The sequence below is a fragment of the Paraburkholderia sp. WC7.3g genome (assembly GCF_050436345.1).
Taxonomy (GTDB): Bacteria; Pseudomonadota; Gammaproteobacteria; order Burkholderiales; family Burkholderiaceae; genus Paraburkholderia; species Paraburkholderia podalyriae.
In genome coordinates this window covers 477,458-496,223 of sequence record NZ_JBNDMA010000002.1, presented here as the reverse complement: position 1 = coordinate 496,223, position 18,766 = coordinate 477,458, and the positions used below count along the sequence as shown (strand labels likewise).

Sequence of the window (18,766 nt, the reverse complement as noted above, 5' to 3'; positions counted from 1 at the left end):
GCCGGTACCCGTAACATTTAGTCCCCCATTGCGTAGCAGTTGGCGCGGGCGTCGGACAGTGCGTGATGCCGGCCGCCATGCGCGCTGTAATAGCTTTCCATTCGGTCGAAGTCGATCACCTCGCCAACCTGGCAGGCCTGCCAGCCAGCGGGCGGCCCATCGAGCAGATCGCACAGCAACTCCCAGTCGCCCCCGTAGTCGAAGCACAGCATCCGCTCCGGTTCGTTGGCGAACTGGTCGAACCATGCGAGCAGCGCGACGCGCAGCGCCTCGCGCGTGAACACGCGGCCCGCATGCTGGCCGAGCTGCGGCAGCACGGCCGCGCGCACGAATTCGCTGCAGCTGGGCATATCGAAGTCGGACCGCTCGCCGTAGAACTCGCGGCCGTCGTTGGCCACGAGCGCGACGCTGATCAGATCGCAGTCGATGAAATCCGTAAATTCGGTATCGACAAAAAGCCGCATGCGCTACCCCTCGAAATCAAAACCCCGCAGGGCATATCCCAGCCATCTTGACGCGGCTTTCCCTGTGGAAAGCACGTTGCGCTTCCCATAGATCCGCCCTACGACGAATGAGATAGAAACCCTGAACCCCGACCCAAGGCTGGCGCTTCTAGTTGCCCTCTTCGGTCTGTTCACGCGCGTTTTCCAGCCCGTCGAGCGCGTCAGTGAGCAACTTGCACAGCCAGTAAATGAACTCCTCCCAGCGGGCCCACATGAGCGCCACCTGGCCATCCTCATCCACCCAGAAGGCGGGATTGGTCGATCCATCCGGGTCCGATGGAAATCGGGCCGATAGCCAGCCTAGCAGCGCGCGGCATAGTTCGAGCGGCACATCGTGCAGATACACCACATAGCCCCATTCCGGCTCAGCAAAAGGCACCCCCGCCTCCAACCCGGCCTTGAGCGCGTGCGGCCGGGTGGCGTCGGTAAGCGGCGCTTCGGCTGCCGCTATGCCAGCGCGCAGCGCGGCGAGGTGTGTCGCGGTGGTGTCGTCTTCCGATGCGCCCGCATGTCGCTCGTCCACGAGCGCCGCATCGAGCGTGGCCGTCATCCAGTCAATGAACGCCTCCCAGCTCTGCCACGTGTAGGCGAGCTTGCCTCTCGCATCGCGCCGCACCACGCGCGCCGGTGAGTCCCAATCGGTCCAGCCGTGGTGCGCGAGTAGCCAGCGCGGCAGCAGCTGGTCGCGAAACTCGTAGGGCGCATCGGTTGCGTAAAGCACCTTTTCGCTGGCGAGCTCGTGCGACGGCACGCCCGCAGCGATGCCGAAGATGAACGCGTGATGTTTGTCCTTGATTGCCATGTCACGTATGCCCTCAATAGTGCGGAAAGCGCCCCTGCAGCCAGTTGCACCAGTCCCACGGCCAGGCGCACTCGCCCTCGCCGTCGATCGCGGGGCAGCCCGAGCCGCGCAACGCGGCCCGAAACTCGTCCTGCCAAGGCTGGGGCACATCGAGCAGCCGAACATAATACGGCCTGCCATCGCGCATCTGCACGGGCACCGCCTGCAGCTGCGCGGTGCGCTCGTCACGGGCGGACAGCTGGCAGGCGATGGTGAATCGCAATCTGATCGCCGGTCGGCACGCCGTTCCCTTCATCGTAATGCAGGCGCAGCATGGCCATGTCGCCCGCCCGCACGCCTGCCTCAGGCATGAGCTCGGCCAGTTCAGGGGCGTCGTGCGCTTCGAGCTGCCGGCCACTGTCGAGCGTGGCCACCAGCACGCGGCGCCCGGGATCGCAGGTACGCGCACGCGGCCAGTTCGCATCCGCAACCAGCTCGAGCGGCACGTCGAGGCCGGGCGATGCGCTTACCTGACCCGCAAGCGCGCTAAAGCGCCTCGTCCGTGAAGCCGGGCGAGCCGCCGATCCATTCGCCCTTGATGTGCTGCCCGACCGCTTCGTGCATATCGTCGGTCGAGACCGTGATCAGCACGGCCAGCTCGTGAGCTGCAGCGTCGACCTCGGCGGGTGACTCATGATCGCCGCCTCCGCCCTGATGCGCCGGCACATACGGCCCCAAGCAATCCCGCTCGCGATGATCACCATCGACGACGATCGGCTGCGGAGTCGCGCCGGTTACATCATTAAAGCTGCTTTCGTAGCCCTGCACGATAACGCGTGCCACGCCTCGCCCGCATAGGGTGCAGCCGGATCCCACCGACCAAGCCGATCAGCGAGCTTCTTTCCGTGAGCCATCCGAATCTCCTAAGGGCATGCGTATCGCCGGTGTGACGTGTCGCCACCGGCAAAGGGCTTCTCAGGGTTTGTCCTGATTAGACACACGCGTCCATCGCTCGGCTTCAACCTGAGTGTGCAGGCCAAGCTGTCTGGCCGTTTCGGTGGGAAGGCGAATTGTCACGATAACGCCACCCTTTTCCAGCGTGGACAGCTCGACGTTGACGCCGCGCAGTTCCAGATAGACAACGCCCTCTTCAAACACTTCCTCGTACAAGTGCCAGGAGGGTTCGCCGGCCGTGCTGACGTGGTGTGACAGGGTAGCCTTCGTGCTCATGATTCACCCGGGGCGGAAGTGATTTTCCAGTGTAGCGATACCCGCATCGACACGGCAGCGCTCTTTCACCGTTTCCACGTCGAAGCAATGAACAATGCTACCTCGTTCGCCGGCACCTCAGTTCCCTGCTGTGGCGTTTCGTGATTGCCGCCGCCTTGAACCGACGACACATACGGCCCACCAAGACGTCGTTCTCCAGGAAATAAAGGTTGGTGCCGTGCGCACGCTCGCGAAGCTTGTCTAGCGTGTAGTCAAAGTGCCCTTGGTAGAACTCGTGATTCCCGGCCACCAGGATGATGGGCTTGGCCGGATCGTCAACGAATGCCCGAGCCGACTCAACGCTTCGATCCTTCGTGTCGATGTCGCCAGCCAGCACAACAACATCGGCGCGGGCGACGGCCTCCGCGTCAGCTACGGTTGGCTCGAATTCGTTGTGGAGATCGGACAGGACGAGCAGCTTCATGGCTTCACAATCAAAGGTTGGGTCGCTGACCTGACTGGTCGGCAGCAAGTCATGGCGTTCGACAGCGTCAGGTCACCGGGGCATCACGACCATTCTGCGCTGCGTGCCCCGTCAGCGTCACGAGGCAAGCCCCGCTCCAATTGATTGAGCCGATGCTCCACCGCGCGCACAAGGTCGACGAACTCGGGCCGATTCTCGGTCCTGTCGAAGTGCGGGAGGCGCAAGTAACCTCTCACGCCTCTGGCAAACAGTAGTTCCGCCAGGTCCTCCGGATCCCGCACCTCGAAGGATTGACCGGTCGCCGGGATTTTGGCGCTCAGGCACCCCAGCCCGCCCTCGTAGAACAGATGGGCTACGAAAGGCGCGACAGGTCGGTGGGAAGCGATTGCCGGTTGATCATAATCGGACGAGACATCCGTCGAACTCGTGCCAGCCTGAGCGCAGGTGACGGCCCACAGATAGTTGGCTTTCGTGTCGACGCCGCTTTCCCCGACCAGTTCGTAGATTCTCCCGGATCCGGTCACCCCTCGACGCGTCTCCGGGTCAAAGTTCACGATACAGGTACTTGTCCGCCCGCTCATGGTTTCCATGTTGTGCCCAATGAAATAGCGGAAGCCCTCGTCCGTCTCCATGACTTGCCAGCGAGACAGGAAGACAATAGGTTGCAACTCAACAGGCGGAGATTTCCAGATTCGCATATACGCTCCTGGTTGCAGGACAGGGTTGACACGACCCACGAAAACCAATTTTTCATGCGTCACTTCCTTCGCTGCCGGAGATTTCCACGCTGGCCTGCCTGCGGATCCAGTATTGCCGTCCGCCGTCGACTGATGGTCCTGTGACGATCTCAACGCCGTGCTGTCTGGCCCAGCCAGGCGCCTCGCGAGCGGAGAGTCCTATCGCCTTCGCCACCGAGAACAGCGGCAGAAATTGCTCGGTGAATTTTTGCAGATCATCGACATCGACGACTCGCGCTGCCCGGCGCCGCAGTTTGCCCGTTCGAGTCCTGACCAGACCTATGTTGATCAGGTGGTACATCACTTCCTGCTTGACGCCGAGCCGATGGGCAGCTTCAACAATCGATATCCGGGAACTCAATTCGGTCGGCACCTGTGCGGCGGAGATCACCTCGCCACGGTCGGCGTAAATATCCCGCAATGCCGGTACCTTGTGCGGCTCGAAGACAAGGCGTACGGCACCGTTCATGAGCCGGTTGAAGAATGCCGCTGACGCTTCAACAGGAACGTACAAACGCAAGGCGTCGGCCAAGCTGACCGGATCCGCAAACGCTGGTATGTCCCGGACACAGGCTGCCACGATATTGCCGAGCAGACGATCAACAGACCGTGTGTCGATCCGTGCCTCCGTTGAAGCAATCAGGCCGGCCTTCGCCAGCGTCTGAACACGTCTGGTGGACATCCCGGCGTATCGGGCCGCTGTCTTAAGCAGGACCAGCGAACGCTGGGTTTTCCGGAGGCCGTGCAGGTCCGCGTGACTGATCACGAACTTCTGCCGTCCGCCCCGGGTTCGCCTGACCGGTACAGTCACGCCCGTCTGAGCAAGCATGGTGGCAATGGCAGGGTTTCGTGTCTTCTGCTGTTCCAGTAGTTCCTTGTCCGCCCCCCCGGCGACGCCTTTCCTTTCCCAGAGCACCGCAGATCCATGGCGCGATGAACTCGCAACGTATTCATCCAGCAAGTCCAGCATCCAGCGACGTTCGGCCTCATTCAACTGCTTGCGCACCATCGAGAGCAAATGCGGGAAAACCTCCGACAGCAGGGGGACGTTATTCGCGCCGGCCTGAGGCGCGCGAAGCCGATCCAGCAATTCGAAACAGGCCGACTGATCAGCGATCAGTGACGCTCCAACAGTCACCAGCAGCTGGTCGGTGTTCTCGGTTTGACGGGAGGCCTTCTTCAATGGCTTGCCCTGAAGCCCGAACAGCGACAGTGCCCCGAGGAAACGGGCTAGGTTCCAGCGTTCTCCAACGGACAAACGGCCAGCCGTCGAATCGATTCGACCATCGATCAGCCCGAGGACGTCATCCGAAAACGTGTCGACGCGCACGTCCTGCAATGCTGCTCCACACGTGCAAGTGGCAAAGCGGGCCTGGTTCCAGCGCAATGTCCGCCGGCACGCACAGCAGTCAGACGTGAGCCAGCATTGATGAACAAAGCACGCCGCCCGTCCGGTGTACCAATCCTCGCGCCAATAGCCATCGGGAGCGGCGAGACAATATGGGCACCAACGGACAATCCCGTGCGATTTCGGCAGGCTGTTTTCGACGTAGACCAGCCAACCAGGGTTAGATAGCCCGTTAGCATGAGCCACCCGCAGGCGATAGCCAAGAAAGCTTTCGTCCGGGCGCGCAGCCGGGCGCACCAGGAAACGCTCCGAAAACAGGGCGGTTCCTTGGTGGCGCCAGTCTGCGTTTCGGATCGGTTTGTGAGCCATCACGGCAGCAGTGAAAGCTGATGAGATGACTCCGTGCGACGCCGGCGGGTTGCTACGTTAATCCTCCCGAGTTGATGTGCACGATCGAGCGCGCTCCGATCGACGAAATACGCAGACAACCCCGGCTTGCCTGGTTGCCGGAAGATGGGGAATTTACCTTCGAATGCTTCTTTCGCGAGTTCTAGTGATATTGACTTGCGTGTCTGGCCCTGTAACATCCATTTGCCGAACAGGGAATGGACCTGAGCGGCCTCCATCGGAAACGGACGAGATATATCTTCCAGGCGTCGACATAGATCAGTCAGGTCACTCCGCTGAAAGAAGGTGTAGACACCAATCTCCAGCGGACGCAGCTGACCTGCACTCAAAAGAGTAGCGAAAGTTCTTCGATCGATATGCAACTCATTCATTACGTGCTCGCGCGTGGCCAACGAGGCGTACCATTTACGGCATGCTTGCACTGCCTGAAGAGGAATATAGGTGAAACGCTTCCGGCCGTGCTTTACGACGTTGGTGTCCAGAAAAATCCCGTTCTGAACCATATGCCGAAGGAAGCTAGGTGTGCATCCAATAAGCGATCCTGCTTTGTTGAAGCTCACATACCCTTGGGGCTGTGAATGGCGCGGATGCACGAGACCACGAGTTGGAGGGGAGGGCCAATTACGACCACCATCTAGCAGCCGCGCTCGCAATTCAGGGATCGGCAGATTGGACAAACAGGTGGGCCTATTCTCTTCATCGGCCAACATACGGCGCAGCCGTCCCAGCACAACGTAACGATGCTTGACCAACGTGATCTGGTCCAGGAACGTGCGAATTCCGTCAAGATCCGGCAACACGGGATATTCGAATTGTTCGACAAGCTTGGCCATGTCGGCCGAGCGGGGACCGCCGATCTGCTGATATCCGGAATCCTCGATTGTGGTCGCGATGGCATCGAGCAATGCCTCCAGAAAGAGGATGCAGGCAAGCGTCCTGAGAGCGCGCGAAATATCGTTCTGAATGATCGAGCGTTCGAAACCCGACCATAATTGTTCGAGGTGCCGTCGCTCGCTGGGCATTGGGCACACTGCACCCGCCCACAGCTGCTCATCTGTCACGCCCGTAACAAGGTATCTCCCGTCCTTTTTATAGCCTCTCGTCATCACCGGTTCGGCTAAGTCGTCTTTCAGCCGGATATTGTGGATGGTACAAACCTCAAACACCGTGAGACGCCAGCGCGAACGAATATGTCGGGATTCAGCCATGCAGCCAGGGCAATACCGGATCTTGTTAACACGGGTGACCACGCTCCACCGTGGCAGCGGTATATCGCTCCAGATGGGATAGCCCTGAGGCCTGCTCGAAACGGTGATAGGTAGCGTTGGGCGGATACGGTCTGTGTCACTCAATCGTGGGCGGCGAATGCCATTTGCTCTTGCAACGCGAAAAAGATAGGTTTCGACCCACTCATCCGGGAGCATTTTCGGGCGGCATAGTGGCGGTCCAGAAAAGTGATAGGTATTCATATCAGCGCTCCACAGGTGCAAACGGTTCATCGCCCTTGACGAGCGGCATCTTGTCGAATGTCTTGTGAAAGGGATTCCGTCTATCTGGCGATCCCGGATAGATGACTGTCCGGAAGGCCTCGGCCAGAACCGCGTCTGTCAATCGGGGATCGGGCTGTCCGTATGCCAGTTCGACTGCTCGCACAAGAAGACTTCGGATAGCGCGCAGACGCCCGTCGGTTGCAAAGGCAAACAGTCGCGTTATGGCAGCTCCCGAGAGGTCTATGGTGGGGAGTTCCCGCAGATATCCCTTGAAGACCTTAAGAACACTGCGGAACTCGTGTTCGGCGGACTTGTTTGCCACCGAAAACCGGTCGATATCAATGACCTCCCGGAACCTGCCTCGCAATTGATCGTTGGTCGCAAGCAAGCGCGTGGACCGGGGTATGCCGGCTAGCACAAACGACACTCGCGTCGCATCCGCGAGGCCCTTCAGCCAATCACCAGATGTGTGCAATGTTTTCTCGCCTCCGCGATCGACCAGGTGATTAGCCTCGTCAATGATTACGAGTCTGACGCGACACCGCTCGATCAACAAGACGAGCCGCTCAGTCAATTCATCCTCCGGTCCTCTACACCACTCGGGGTCTCCCAGCGTCCTCAGAAGCGTGCCCCCCAATCTCTTGGGGGTTGGTGACTGACGAAGTGTCGCGAACAATACCGGGACCTCAGTGAATTCCTCGTGCGCGACGCGCGGGTACTTCTTAACGTATCTTTTGAGCAACGTCGATTTCCCGACCCCGGATTCGCCAAGCAGCATGATGTGCTCGGCCTCCTCGTCGCCACACTGGTACTCACGCATACGATCCAACGCCATCTGTATTTTCTTGACGTGAGGGAAGTGGATGAAGCTTGATTTAATATCCCTAACAATGTCAGTGCATGAGTTTTCATTTTTCATGGCTCACCTCGATACTGATCGATTCCACTTCAAACTCTGAAAGCTCATCGGCATCCGAAGTGAAGGCGGCAAGTGGAGCGGCGATTTGAGGTTCAGACGCTGCACGTGGGAGGCGATTAGCAGATTTCGATGTGGTATGTGCCTGCCGAGCCCCCCGTTTGCGTGTTTTCAAATCCTTTGATTGCATCGCCTCGTTGGCCTTTTGACGGATCATCTCTTCTCCATTTGCCCGGGTTCGTTGATAAGGATCGGAGTCTGCGTATTCGCGCTTGAGTAACCTGGCTTGCTCTACCGTCAAGTTGCTGAACCGCTCGTCGGTGTTGTCAGCACGGATGTATTGGTTATCAATCGGGTTCCACACCCAGATTGCGCCGGCGTTTTCGTAGGGGGCCTTGATTTGCACCTTTTGCTTGGCGGGCAGCATCCGGCGCAGGGCAAGCAATTCGGGAGATACATACCTGAACGTATTGAAGTCGATGCCGTAGTGCTGTAGAGCGCACTCGGCGAACTCGCCGAATTCGATGCTGAGATCCTCTGCATTGCACTTCAATGCGGGTGGAAATGCAGCTGCACTCTCCTTCCACACATCGATCGGTGCGCGCGCCGCAAGACCTTTATGCGGTCGAAGATGATATACGGACGTGATCCAGACATGCACCATTTCGTTGAGCTGCTCGAACGTGATGCAAGCTTCATCTTCCGATTTGAAACCGACGCGTTGATGAACCTTCGCCAGGGTTGTTCCCGGAAGTTTGTGGATAAAAGAGTAGTTGAACGTTTTGAGAAAACGTTCAACGAATGGCTTGTCGTTCGGATCGCGCGAAGCGGCGTATTCGCATATCACGCCGAGATTCGTGAGAGCGTCAATTACTGCACGGGCATGGAACTCTCGACCGTTGTCCATCAGTAAGCGCTCTGGCCAACCGTGGCATGGCCACTCCAGAAGTAGCTCGGGAAATCGCTCTCCAAGATAGTTTTTTGGCATCATGGAGTGCCGCAGCGCTTCGAATACGGCGTGAACGCCGTGTCCGGCTGAGCTGATGCAAAAACCAAGTACGCATCGAGAGAAACGGTCCAGTACAACGGTGAAGCACGGGCGATCGATCGCTCTGCCGTCGGCGTCCGTATAAACCAAGTCGATCGGGGTATGATCGATTTCAACGATCTCAAGGATTCTGCTTACTTGGCGCGCGCAGAGCTGGTCGGCGAACCGGCGCCGCGCTTCCCGTTCACCATAGCGGGCAACCGCGCGCTCAAATGCGTTGATGCTCTGGATTCGCCTTTGAATGGTCCGAAGCCCCGGAACCTTGAGCCACTCGGACTCGATACGAGTCGTGTTTAGCCGCTGGATTTCGAGGAATATCGCGTTGTAGACATCTTCAGCTGATCCTCTTTTGCTGTTGAGGAATGCAGTTTCGATTTTGTCCTGTACGATACCTTCGACGACGTGGGCGAGCCGTGACTGCCCTTTGCCTCCCCGCAGATCTGTTCGATCAAGTAATGCACGGACATCACGCAGTGCATGCCGGTATCGCGCGCGCCAGCGATATACAGTCGTGATATGGGGCGGCTTCGCGTCGTTCACGTCTGATGCTATTTTTTGAATCGCTTGACGCAACGCAGATCGAGAACGAAATGCACACATACGGTCGAGCGCCACGAGATAGTTCACACGCCGGTGCGTGTCGAAGTCACCTTGCTTGGTTGGTGACGTTGCAGCTTCCAATACATCCTCGAAAGCGTTGCGTTTTGGAGGGCGTTGATACTGCCTGCTGTTAACTGTGCAAAGGTATCCCTGCACATACTCTTCCAGAAGATCTGCTTCGCTGTGGCTGGAAAGCTCGCCTGTCACGATGTTTTCCAGTTGAGCAATGTCCTCCTGTACGCGAACGAGCCGAAACTTTCCCTCGCCGCGGAAGATAACCTGGTCTTTGGTGAAGTTAGCCATGGTGAATGCTCCTGTTAGCGAATCGTGACTGGCAAGAGATCGTCTGGATCACGCTTCATGATCCGGCGGAGCAAATCATCACATTGACGTTTTGCGTCTTCCCATTGCTGTTCAATGTCTGCTGGAGGAGGGGTGCCGTTTTCCGGATCCCATAGAGTCGCATCGATATCAGTGCGATACCTTGTGCGAACCGGACGTGCTCGGAATAGAAGTTCGAGCTGTAGTTGGAGATTGTTTGCGACGAGGTCGGCGCGAAAGACTATGTACAAGGATTCGCCACGTTGTCGAAGGTGCCGTATCGCAGCGCTGATCCGATCGGCAGCTTTTGAACTTCGGGTGAACGCTCCGTCATCTTTAACCTCGAGGTACGCTGTCTCATTGGCAGTCCCGATCTCGATCGCCACGTCAGGCGTATAACGCCGCCGGCGTTTACCGTCCATGTATTCGAATACTCGTGGCTGAGTTGCGATTGACTTGACGGACGGGGCCACTTCCAGGAATTGCAGCGCCATGTTCTCGACGCGACTTTCATACTGGGCGGCCTTGACAGACTTTCGGCTCGGAAATCTTCCTCGCACGCCAATGCCAGAGACGGTCACGATGTCGCGCGGCCGACGTGTTGAGGGATTATTGGTGGAACTTTGGGGGATTTTAGGCACGAGTTTTCTCCATAGCGTCTGCAGACAGACGCTTACTTTTCAGGGAACGCGCCTCCCTCCGACGACAATTTGCCGTCGAATATCGCCCAGAGCGCGGACGAACGAAATCGGAGATTCGATTAAAACAGTTCGAATTCCGAGGGGGCGCAAATCGCCAGGCAACAAGAAGGGCTTGACGCTGAGGTCAGAGAGGTAGAGACTCGGCCTTGGAGGAGATGAATCTTTACTGGTTCTGATCCCAAAAGCGCTACTGGCCTTCTGGTTAGTGGCGCTTTTGCTTTTACATAGGCCCTCCTTTGTCGATGCCAACGGCTCCCGCCGTAGCGCTCCGAATCTGGACGATCGCAGCATGTACTTTTGCGATCGTCTCCATGTCAGCTTCCGTCAGAGCTTGATCTCCGACCAGGGCCGAAATGACCTGATATTTGTAAAGCGGCAGCGGTTCGGACAGGCGCAGCAGGCGCTTGGAGCTTTCCGCGACCGCCTTTAATTCACGCTGGCCTTCCGAATCGAGCGCCAGCGCTCGTCCCAGCTGATCAATAAAAACGACGTCGCCAGGCGTGCGGACTCCGCGTTCGATTCCGCTGATGGACGCGTCATCGACGCCGAGCTGGCGAGCCAGTTCTGTCTGCGTAAGCTTGAGCGCTTTCCGGCGCGTCCGGACGAATTTGCCGAGATCTGTCACTTAAAATTCGAAGAAAATTTGTTTGCGAATTTTCTGAGAATAGGAGCGGAGCACCAGTAGGTCAACGAATTATTTCCGAGGAGACCGAGGATAAAAGACACATTTTATTTACGAGTCAAATTGGATTTGTTTTTAAAAATGTTTTTGATCGCTTTGTGGCGTCGAACTCTTAAATAGTGGTACTTTTTCCGTAATAAGATCGAAAACGTTCTCGAATTATTCAGCCGGCGCTCTGTTGACGAAGATTGATGAGAATTTTCGTCTGCTGCCGTTGAGGCGTAAAGACCTCTGAGCGGACGCGGAGCCAAGGGAGGTTGTGCAGCAACTCGGTGAGTTTCTGCAGCGCAACGTGTTGCTCGGCGTATGACACGGGAGCCACACCGGCGCAAAGTCTCAGCGACTGCTTGCAGGGCTGGGTTGGGTGAACTAACCTAGACGCGAGCGTACCGGAGCCGGACCAGCCCGCGGCAAGGAAGAAAGGGCGTCCGGAGAAAAGACCCGTGCACTGCTTCAGAGTCGGTATCACACCGTTGTAGTATCGTGCGCGACTGAGTCGACTCCCTCGACGAAGCTGCTGGTCCAATCAATGAATAAAGCGGACAGCGGCAAATGTAGGCACAAAAATCGATGCGTCCGGGTTGAGTCGACGAAGAGGGCCCGCAGTCAGCGAATGAGACATGGAGCGAAGCCACGAAGTATCGGTGGCCCCAAATGAGAACGAGTCGATTGGTCGAGCATGTCCCCGTAGGTTCGGGTCGAACTAGTCCGCGTCGATGGATCGCGTGGACGACGACTATTATCGTGATAGTGCCAGCGTCGAATGATGCTCAATATTGCCATGTCGATCACTCCGTTCTCCCGCAAGCTGCTCAGCGGGCCAGTGTGTTCCACGTGGGTCAATATTGGATGCAAATCACCGGGTCAGGCGGGTCCGAATTCGGTGCAAATCAACACCACGTCATCTCCATCGCAGCCTGTCTGATGCCGCAACGCGCGAAGTTCTTCTCGCCGAAGGTACTTGAAGACTTCATCGGCGACTCGCTTACTGGAGCAAAAAAACGATCGCTTTCGCGCTTGCTGGGAGACGCCTAAGATTTTCACCTAAAGCGACTAGCCGTAAATCGATCCACTCGCGGTCGTCGCAAACTGCGAGGATATCGTCCAGATATTTAAGTTCACCTTCCAAAGTTGCCTCGGCGACATTTTCGGATTGTCGAAGCAGTTCCCGTCGATGAAAGCATAGCTGGCGCGCGCAACATTCAAATCCTCAAGAACGCCATGTACCAAACTTCCATAGAAGCTACGAAAGCCAGAAATTTGCCTTGAGTCCAAGCCCCTGGATAGCGTTGCATTAGCGGCGATGCGCCAAGCTTCCATTGATGACTCCAGCGCTCGAACCGATGATCCGTCAATCACCCAGGATTCGAGCCCTTTCCGCTCGGGCGTTAGTCCAGACACCTGCCGCCGGCGCGGTTTCGTAAGATCCGTCGATTCAATCGATAAGTTTCGGATACGTGAGCGCGGAGATTTCTCAGTGCATCAACCAATCCGGGATCACTTTCGTCAGGATCCCGTTTGGGAAAACTTCTTGGAAAACCCATGCGACAACCAGCACATCAATGCCCGAGCGTCGTTCCTCCTAGGTTTCACAGGCTATAAAGCAAACGTTTGGTGCGAGCATTTACTGCCGGCGTCCGTAGTCCTTCGTCAATTGAATGCGCGACGTTCTTAGCCGGCTACGCACCTTGCCGACGGGACCATCGTGCGCCACCCCACGATTCTTGGCGAACTTATTCGCAGCGGATCAACCTGCCTTGTCAGCAAGGACTGACGTTCTGATATAGTTGGGATAGACCAAATGGGTGCCCCGGAAACGCTCATGGGCAACACGGCGAGACGGAGCCCCATGCATTTGAATAATCTACAACGGTGTCGGGGAAAAGCATGGACGAGATGCGCCGTGACGTGAGCGAGAATGCCGAGCGGAAGGCTTTAATCGATATTTCGGTGGAAGGTTGGCGCTTCACTAGGGAAACGCTGATCAATGGCCCAACTGCCCAAATTGCAGTCGAGACGGCGTCGAATTTTCCGGATGACAAAGCGATTCGACGCTCAATTCGCTGAATTGGGACGCGCAAACGAGCCTCGCTGCTCGCATTTTTCATGCGCCTGACGGATTGCTCCCATGGACCGATCGCATCAGATTTCGCGCAATCACCAGATTCGCCAGAGCGAACAGGCTGAACAGTTGCGCGGTGTTCTTGGCCAAGCCCTTGTATCGGGTCTTGCGATGGTGAAAGAGGTTCTTGACGATATGGAACGGATGCTCAACTCGCGAACGGATCTGCGCTTTGGTTCGCTCGACCGCGATCATCAATTCCTTCAGCGCTCCCTCCTGCATCGCCCTGACCTTTCCCCGCTTGGCAGCGACGTTCCACTTCACGGTCTTACCCGCCATTTCCTCGCGCTTGTCTACGCCAATGTAGCCCGCATCGGCGAACGCCTGCTCCTCATGTCCGTGCAACAGGGCATGCGCTTGTGATACATCCGACACGTTGGCCGCCGTGCCAACCACACTGTGAATCAGGCCCGAATCGGCGTCGACGCCAATGTGGGCTTTCATCCCAAAGTGCCATTCATTTCCCTTCTTCGTTTGGTGCATTTCCGGGTCACGACTCTTCCCGGCGTTCTTGGTCGACGGCGGCGCTTCAATGATCGTCGCGTCAACCAGCGTACCTTCCTTCATCATCAGCCCACGCTCGCACAGCGAGATGCCAATCTCGTCGAACAACTTTCGTGTCAGTTCGTGTTCGATCAGCAGGCGCCGGAACTTCAACAGTGTGGTTGCATCAGGCACGTTCTCGACTGCCAGATCGATGCCAGCGAAGGCTCGCAGCGCGATGCTGTCATACAGCGCGTCTTCCAGTCCCTCGTCCGACAGCCCGTACCACTGTTGCAGAAAGTAGATCCGCAGCATTCGCTCCAGGCCAATCGGCGGGCGGCCTCGCGTGCCCTTCGGATAGTACGGCTCGATTGCCGACAGCAATCGCTGCCACGGAACAACCTTCTCCATCTCGGCGAGGAAGCGTTGGCGCCTCGTCACTCGCCTCTTGCCTGCAATTTCCGCTTCCGCGAAGCCAATCTGCCTCTTCATCATCGTGAGTCTGTTCCGTGAGCTGTCTTCTATAACGTCCTCAGCTACGCCGGCGATGACCGCCGAGCCGAATAAATCAGCGTTTCCCTAGGGTATTTGATCGATTGCTTGATAAGCTCGATGCGGGCGAGGCGACACGATATGCCAATCAGGCCCGCTATTTTTATAAAAAGATCGATGATCGGCTAAGTGCATTTGGTATTCGCATAGTCACGCTCGAGGGCCAGCCCTACGATCCGGGAATGGCCGTCTCAGCTTTGAACATTGCGGACTTCAGCGTCGACGACTTCCTGGTGGTTGAGCAGATGCTCGAACCCATTGTCATGGGCCCGGAAGGATTGGTGCGCGGCGGGACAGTCATGCTTGCCAAGGCAGAGCGCCAATGAAGAACTACATCGGAATTGACCTAGGAACAACGAACAGCGCGATCTGTGCTTATGACGGTGAGAGCATCAGGCTGTTCAAAAGCCCTGACCAGAACGACGTCACGCCTTCGGCTATATTCATCGACAAGCGTAACAACAAGTATTTCGGCAAGCGTGCTTACGATAATGCGGCTCGGAATCCAGAAAACGCTGCGATCCTTTTCAAGCGCTTAATGGGCACAAGCACGCCAGTGCGCCTGCCAGGCGTTGATCTGACGATGACCCCCGAGGAATGCTCCGCCGAAATCCTGCGCGTCCTATACGGATACTTGCCCGAGGAAATCCGCAATGCGCCGGACACCGGAACAGTGATCACGGTTCCCGCAGCCTTCAACCAGATGCAGAAGGACGCGACGATGGCGGCTGCTGAAATGGCTGGGCTGGGAAAGGTTGCCCTCATGCAAGAGCCCGTCGCAGCAGTCATGAGCGTGATGCGCCAGCGCAAAAGTGACGGAATCTTCCTTGTCTATGATCTAGGCGGCGGAACGCTTGACATCGCCATTGCCGAGAGCATCAACGGACGAGTCAGCCTGTTGTCGCACGGTGGCATCGCCATGTGTGGCGGACGGGACTTCGACCGCTTGTTACTCGACAACGTTGTTAAACCTTGGCTTCTCGAGAACTTCGACTTGCCGGAAGACTTCTCCAGCGACAAGCGCTATTCGACCCTGCGTCACATGGCCACTTGGTCAGCCGAAAAAGCAAAGATAGAACTTTCGTCAAGCGCTGAGGCGATTATTACGCTCGACGACAGCGAACTGCGTGTGCGCGACGCTTCTGGAACAGACATCTACCTTGATATCGCTGTGACGCGGGATCGTTTCGACGAGTTAATCTCCGAGAAAGTCACGGAATCCGTCGTCGCGGCGCGCGAGGCAATGGACAAGGCCGGACTGAGCTCCCACGATATTGGACGTGTGGTCTTTGTAGGTGGGCCAACCCAATATAAGCCGCTTCGCGACAAGGTGGCCTTCGAGCTGGGTATCGCAGCATCCACGGACGTCAACCCAATGTCGGCGGTCGCCGAAGGGGCCGCTGTATTCGCCGAGTCCATCGACTGGGCGAGCCAAAACCGAGGTCGAAAAAGCGGACGCGGTTTGCTGGCCACGGAAGGCGGCCTCGAACTATCCTTCAACTATCAGGCGCGCACGCCCGACGCCAACGCCAGATTGATGGCTAAAGTTGGTGGCAAGGCGGCCGATGGCGCGGCGTTCCAAATTGACAGCCTCGATACTGGTTGGTCTTCCGGTCGCGTCACTCTCTCGGATGGCGCGACAATCGAAGTGCCGCTTGCCAAGCCCGGCGAGAACCTGTTCAAAGTGTTCGTGTTCGACGCAGCTGGCGGGTCGGTGAAGCTGGCGCAAGACAAGATCGTAATCTCGCGGACCGCCGCGCAAATTGACGCGATTCCGGCCTCTCATTCCATCGGCGTGGAAGCCCGGGAGAAAGTGGGTGGACGGGTCGTGCTTGACTACTTGGTCCGTGAGGGCGACCAGTTGCCCAAAACCGGCAATAAGACCTTTAAGGCCGAGGAGTCCCTGCGTGCCGGAGCGACCGGATCGATCAAGTTCAAACTATGGGAAGGCCCGATCGACGACCCCATCTCGGACAACCGATTTATTGGCATGTTCGAGATCAAGGGCTCTGACTTCTCCGATGGCGTGATCGCCAAGGGTGCTGACCTCCTATGCAAATATGAGGTGCTCGATTCGGGCAACATCATTCTCGAGGTCAGCGTGCCTTCCATCGGCGGCTTGTTTCCCAGCGGTCGAAATTTTTATTCGCGCGTGGAAGGGCAGATTGACTATACCAAGGCAGCCAAGCGCATCCGGGAGGATTCTGATCGCGTCGGAGTCCGGCTCCAGGAAGTCGCCCAGCAGGTTGACGACTCGCGCCTTGACCAGGCACGCAAGAGGGTCGAACGCGCGTCTCGCTTGGGTAGCGAAAGCGATGCTGAATCCGCTAAGCAAGCAATGGACGATGTTCAGGAGGCGAAGAAGCTCCTTGCGCAAGCGCGCAAAAAGCACCTTCCGGTCATACGTCGGATGGAGCTAGACAAGGCTGTCGAATTCTTCGACTCGGCCATTCGGAAATTCGCACGGCCAGCAGAGGCCGGAGCGTTTGACAACCTCGCGAGGACAGCGCAACGCGCGATCGACAACAACAGCGGCGATTTCGAGTCGCTTCTTGATGAAATGCGCAGAAGGAATTTCCTCATCCTCTGGCGCCAGGACTGGTTCGTCATAGACCGGCTCAAATGGCTGTCAGACCGTCCGTTCGAGTTTGCCGATGCGGCCGAGCATGAGAAGCTTTGCAGGTCGGGACGTCAAGCTGCGGAATCGAACGACATGGACACCTTACGCCAGATCGTCGGTCAACTCGATGGGATCCGGGTCATTACATCGAGCGAGGACGATATGCTCGCAGGATCGAACATCCTCGTGGGGTAATTGTGGCGCTCGAGAGCTGGTTTCCAATCGGATACGAACTGCCCGACGGCGCGAGTTGCGGGCGACCGCTCCACGCGGGCACAAACTGGCAAATTGTCGAGACGCGCGGTGGTGGAAATGCATTGATCGCCATGGAGACCTTATTCGCCAGGTGGTCCGCCTCGGGACTGGTCGAGCTCGGCGACTTCCACCGCTTTACGTTCGGCGCCGAAACCTATCACACGGTTTCCTGCAGTCCCAGCCAGCTGCTTGTCCATCTGTCCGATTGCCGTTCGCCCAACAATAAGAACGAGGCCATCGCGTTCGCTGTAGCCCTACGTGATACCCGTGCGATCGACTCTGACAGCTCGCTTCAGGACGCCGTTTATGTCGAGAAACTCAGCCGGCTTCTACCCACTTATGAGATCAACTCTCCTGCAGACGACGGCATCGTGCTCGGCTACTGGCTGAGCGGCGGAGCCCAGATCTCCGCCGAGTCGTTCCAGCGCCTGCGCCAGATGCTGACGTGGATCGGACCTGCGGCACTTCGCGAGGTCATTGAAACGGCAGGAATCGAACTCGCCGACGACGGCACCCCCTTGGGGGCCAACAAAGTCGCACACCTCCCGCATTCCCTGCACCAAAAAACGAGTCCGCTGGAGAACGCCGACGCTCTCGAACAAAGCGCAAAGCGCAAGGCCGGTATCGAGTTGGGGAAAACATTCGAGCTAAGTGGACGCCCGGAGCTCGAGGCGTTCTTCAACGAGCACATTGTCGACATCGTTCGTAACAAGGAGCGCTACAGCGCGCTAGGCATCGAATTTCCCGCCGCGACCGTTCTGCACGGTCCACCAGGGTGCGGCAAGACCTTCGCGGTCGAGCAACTCGTCGAGTATCTGGGGTGGCCGAGTTTCCAGCTGGACGCCTCTACCATCGCTAGCCCATTCATCCACGAGACCAGCCGAAAGGTCTCTGAGATGTTCGAGAAAGCAATGCAGAACGCGCCGTCGGTTCTGGTTATTGACGAAATGGAGGCGTTTTTGGCCGACCGGGAAGCAGGCGGCGGAGGTAGCCACCACCGGGTGGAGGAAGTTGCCGAATTCTTGCGGCGCATCCCCGAGGCTGCCAAAAACGAGGTGTTGATTATCGCAATGACCAATCGGGTGGAAATGATTGATCCGGCGATCATGCGTCGCGGTCGCTTTGATCACGTCATCGCAGTTGGCTATCCAGACGAGGCAGAAGTCGCGGCCTTGCTCGCAAAGTTACTGGCGGCCTTGCCAAAAGACCGAGCAGTAGACCCGGCACCTTTGGCAAAGGCGCTCGCGGGTCGGCCCCTCTCCGACGTCGCGTTTGTGGTTCGCGAAGGTGCCCGGCTGTCCGCGCGAGCAGGCAGTGACATGCTCGGACAGGACTTTCTCCTCGCAGCACTAGAAGCTGCCCCTTCCCGCTCTGGAGCAGGCCCGGAGCGGCGCGTCGGATTCGTTTAATGGAGGACAGGCTGCGGTTAATGTGGGCTGCTGGATGTCACTGCGATCCGATGTTGCCACGCAGCCTGACTGCAATCAAATGGCCCGGTCTCGAGCT

20 protein-coding genes are annotated in these 18,766 nt (G+C 57.6%); 4 read left to right on the top strand and 16 right to left on the bottom strand.

Going from position 1 to position 18,766, the window contains the following annotated elements; genetic code table 11:
* Positions 1-17: 17 nt before the first annotated feature.
* The 15 genes from OKW43_RS13755 to OKW43_RS13685 form a co-directional block, all read right to left on the bottom strand.
* The gene (locus OKW43_RS13755; protein WP_429447870.1) at positions 18-464 is read right to left on the bottom strand and encodes a hypothetical protein; all 447 of its coding nucleotides are present in this window, start codon (positions 462-464) and stop codon (positions 18-20) included.
* Positions 465-612: 148 nt separating this feature from the next.
* Entirely contained in the window at positions 613-1,305 is a 693-nt protein-coding gene (locus OKW43_RS13750) for a hypothetical protein (protein WP_429447868.1), read from the bottom strand.
* A gap of 13 nt (positions 1,306-1,318) precedes the next feature.
* Positions 1,319-1,567, bottom strand: coding sequence for a hypothetical protein (locus OKW43_RS13745; RefSeq protein ID WP_429447866.1), 249 nt, complete (start codon positions 1,565-1,567; stop codon positions 1,319-1,321).
* Complete coding sequence (locus tag OKW43_RS13740; RefSeq protein ID WP_429447863.1) at positions 1,530-1,790, bottom strand: hypothetical protein; 261 nt, start codon at positions 1,788-1,790, stop codon at positions 1,530-1,532. The genes OKW43_RS13745 and OKW43_RS13740 overlap by 38 nt, the downstream gene beginning before the upstream one ends.
* Positions 1,791-1,830: 40 nt before the next feature.
* Positions 1,831-2,112: a hypothetical protein gene (locus OKW43_RS13735; RefSeq protein ID WP_429447861.1), complete on the bottom strand. Its 282-nt coding sequence runs from the start codon at positions 2,110-2,112 to the stop codon at positions 1,831-1,833.
* A gap of 147 nt (positions 2,113-2,259) precedes the next feature.
* Positions 2,260-2,514, bottom strand: a complete 255-nt coding sequence (locus tag OKW43_RS13730; RefSeq protein WP_429447859.1) for a hypothetical protein — start codon at positions 2,512-2,514, stop codon at positions 2,260-2,262.
* Positions 2,515-2,611: 97 nt separating this feature from the next.
* Positions 2,612-2,977, bottom strand: coding sequence for a metallophosphoesterase (locus OKW43_RS13725; protein WP_429447856.1), 366 nt, complete (start codon positions 2,975-2,977; stop codon positions 2,612-2,614).
* A gap of 83 nt (positions 2,978-3,060) precedes the next feature.
* Positions 3,061-3,675 carry a hypothetical protein gene (locus OKW43_RS13720; protein WP_429447854.1) on the bottom strand — a complete coding sequence of 205 codons (615 nt, stop codon included), beginning with the start codon at positions 3,673-3,675 and terminating at the stop codon, positions 3,061-3,063.
* A 52-nt stretch (positions 3,676-3,727) separates the two neighbouring features.
* Positions 3,728-5,431 carry a hypothetical protein gene (locus tag OKW43_RS13715; RefSeq protein WP_429447852.1) on the bottom strand — a complete coding sequence of 568 codons (1,704 nt, stop codon included), beginning with the start codon at positions 5,429-5,431 and terminating at the stop codon, positions 3,728-3,730.
* A complete protein-coding gene (locus OKW43_RS13710; RefSeq protein WP_429447850.1) occupies positions 5,431-6,939 on the bottom strand; it encodes a TniQ family protein in 1,509 nt (502 codons plus the stop codon). Before OKW43_RS13710 ends, OKW43_RS13715 begins: the two co-directional genes overlap by 1 nt.
* Position 6,940: 1 nt before the next feature.
* The gene (locus tag OKW43_RS13705) at positions 6,941-7,879 is read right to left on the bottom strand and encodes a TniB family NTP-binding protein (protein WP_429447848.1); all 939 of its coding nucleotides are present in this window, start codon (positions 7,877-7,879) and stop codon (positions 6,941-6,943) included.
* Positions 7,869-9,827, bottom strand: a complete 1,959-nt coding sequence (locus OKW43_RS13700) for a Mu transposase C-terminal domain-containing protein (protein ID WP_429447846.1) — start codon at positions 9,825-9,827, stop codon at positions 7,869-7,871. The genes OKW43_RS13705 and OKW43_RS13700 overlap by 11 nt, the downstream gene beginning before the upstream one ends.
* Before the next feature lie 14 nt (positions 9,828-9,841).
* Positions 9,842-10,486: a hypothetical protein gene (locus OKW43_RS13695; RefSeq protein ID WP_429447844.1), complete on the bottom strand. Its 645-nt coding sequence runs from the start codon at positions 10,484-10,486 to the stop codon at positions 9,842-9,844.
* Positions 10,487-10,766: 280 nt separating this feature from the next.
* The gene (locus OKW43_RS13690; protein ID WP_429447841.1) at positions 10,767-11,171 is read right to left on the bottom strand and encodes a helix-turn-helix domain-containing protein; all 405 of its coding nucleotides are present in this window, start codon (positions 11,169-11,171) and stop codon (positions 10,767-10,769) included.
* 1,110 nt (positions 11,172-12,281) lie between these two features.
* Positions 12,282-12,548, bottom strand: a complete 267-nt coding sequence (locus OKW43_RS13685) for a hypothetical protein (RefSeq protein ID WP_429447839.1) — start codon at positions 12,546-12,548, stop codon at positions 12,282-12,284.
* A 567-nt stretch (positions 12,549-13,115) separates the two neighbouring features.
* Here OKW43_RS13685 and OKW43_RS13680 point away from each other — a divergent pair.
* Complete coding sequence (locus OKW43_RS13680; RefSeq protein ID WP_429447837.1) at positions 13,116-13,295, top strand: hypothetical protein; 180 nt, start codon at positions 13,116-13,118, stop codon at positions 13,293-13,295.
* A 37-nt stretch (positions 13,296-13,332) separates the two neighbouring features.
* Here the strand turns inward: OKW43_RS13680 and OKW43_RS13675 are convergent, their stop codons facing one another.
* Positions 13,333-14,325 (bottom strand): IS5 family transposase, encoded by a 993-nt coding sequence (locus OKW43_RS13675; protein ID WP_187639754.1) that lies wholly within the window; start codon positions 14,323-14,325, stop codon positions 13,333-13,335.
* Between the two features lie 104 nt (positions 14,326-14,429).
* On the opposite strand from OKW43_RS13675, the gene OKW43_RS13670 reads away from it, so the two are divergent.
* The 3 genes from OKW43_RS13670 to OKW43_RS13660 all read left to right on the top strand — a co-directional run bounded on the left by OKW43_RS13670 (position 14,430) and on the right by OKW43_RS13660 (position 18,669).
* Positions 14,430-14,711 carry a hypothetical protein gene (locus OKW43_RS13670; protein WP_429447835.1) on the top strand — a complete coding sequence of 94 codons (282 nt, stop codon included), beginning with the start codon at positions 14,430-14,432 and terminating at the stop codon, positions 14,709-14,711.
* Positions 14,708-17,200, top strand: a complete 2,493-nt coding sequence (locus OKW43_RS13665) for an Hsp70 family protein (RefSeq protein ID WP_429447832.1) — start codon at positions 14,708-14,710, stop codon at positions 17,198-17,200. The genes OKW43_RS13670 and OKW43_RS13665 overlap by 4 nt, the downstream gene beginning before the upstream one ends.
* 131 nt (positions 17,201-17,331) lie before the next feature.
* Positions 17,332-18,669 carry an ATP-binding protein gene (locus OKW43_RS13660; RefSeq protein WP_429451666.1) on the top strand — a complete coding sequence of 446 codons (1,338 nt, stop codon included), beginning with the start codon at positions 17,332-17,334 and terminating at the stop codon, positions 18,667-18,669.
* Positions 18,670-18,766: the final 97 nt, after the last annotated feature.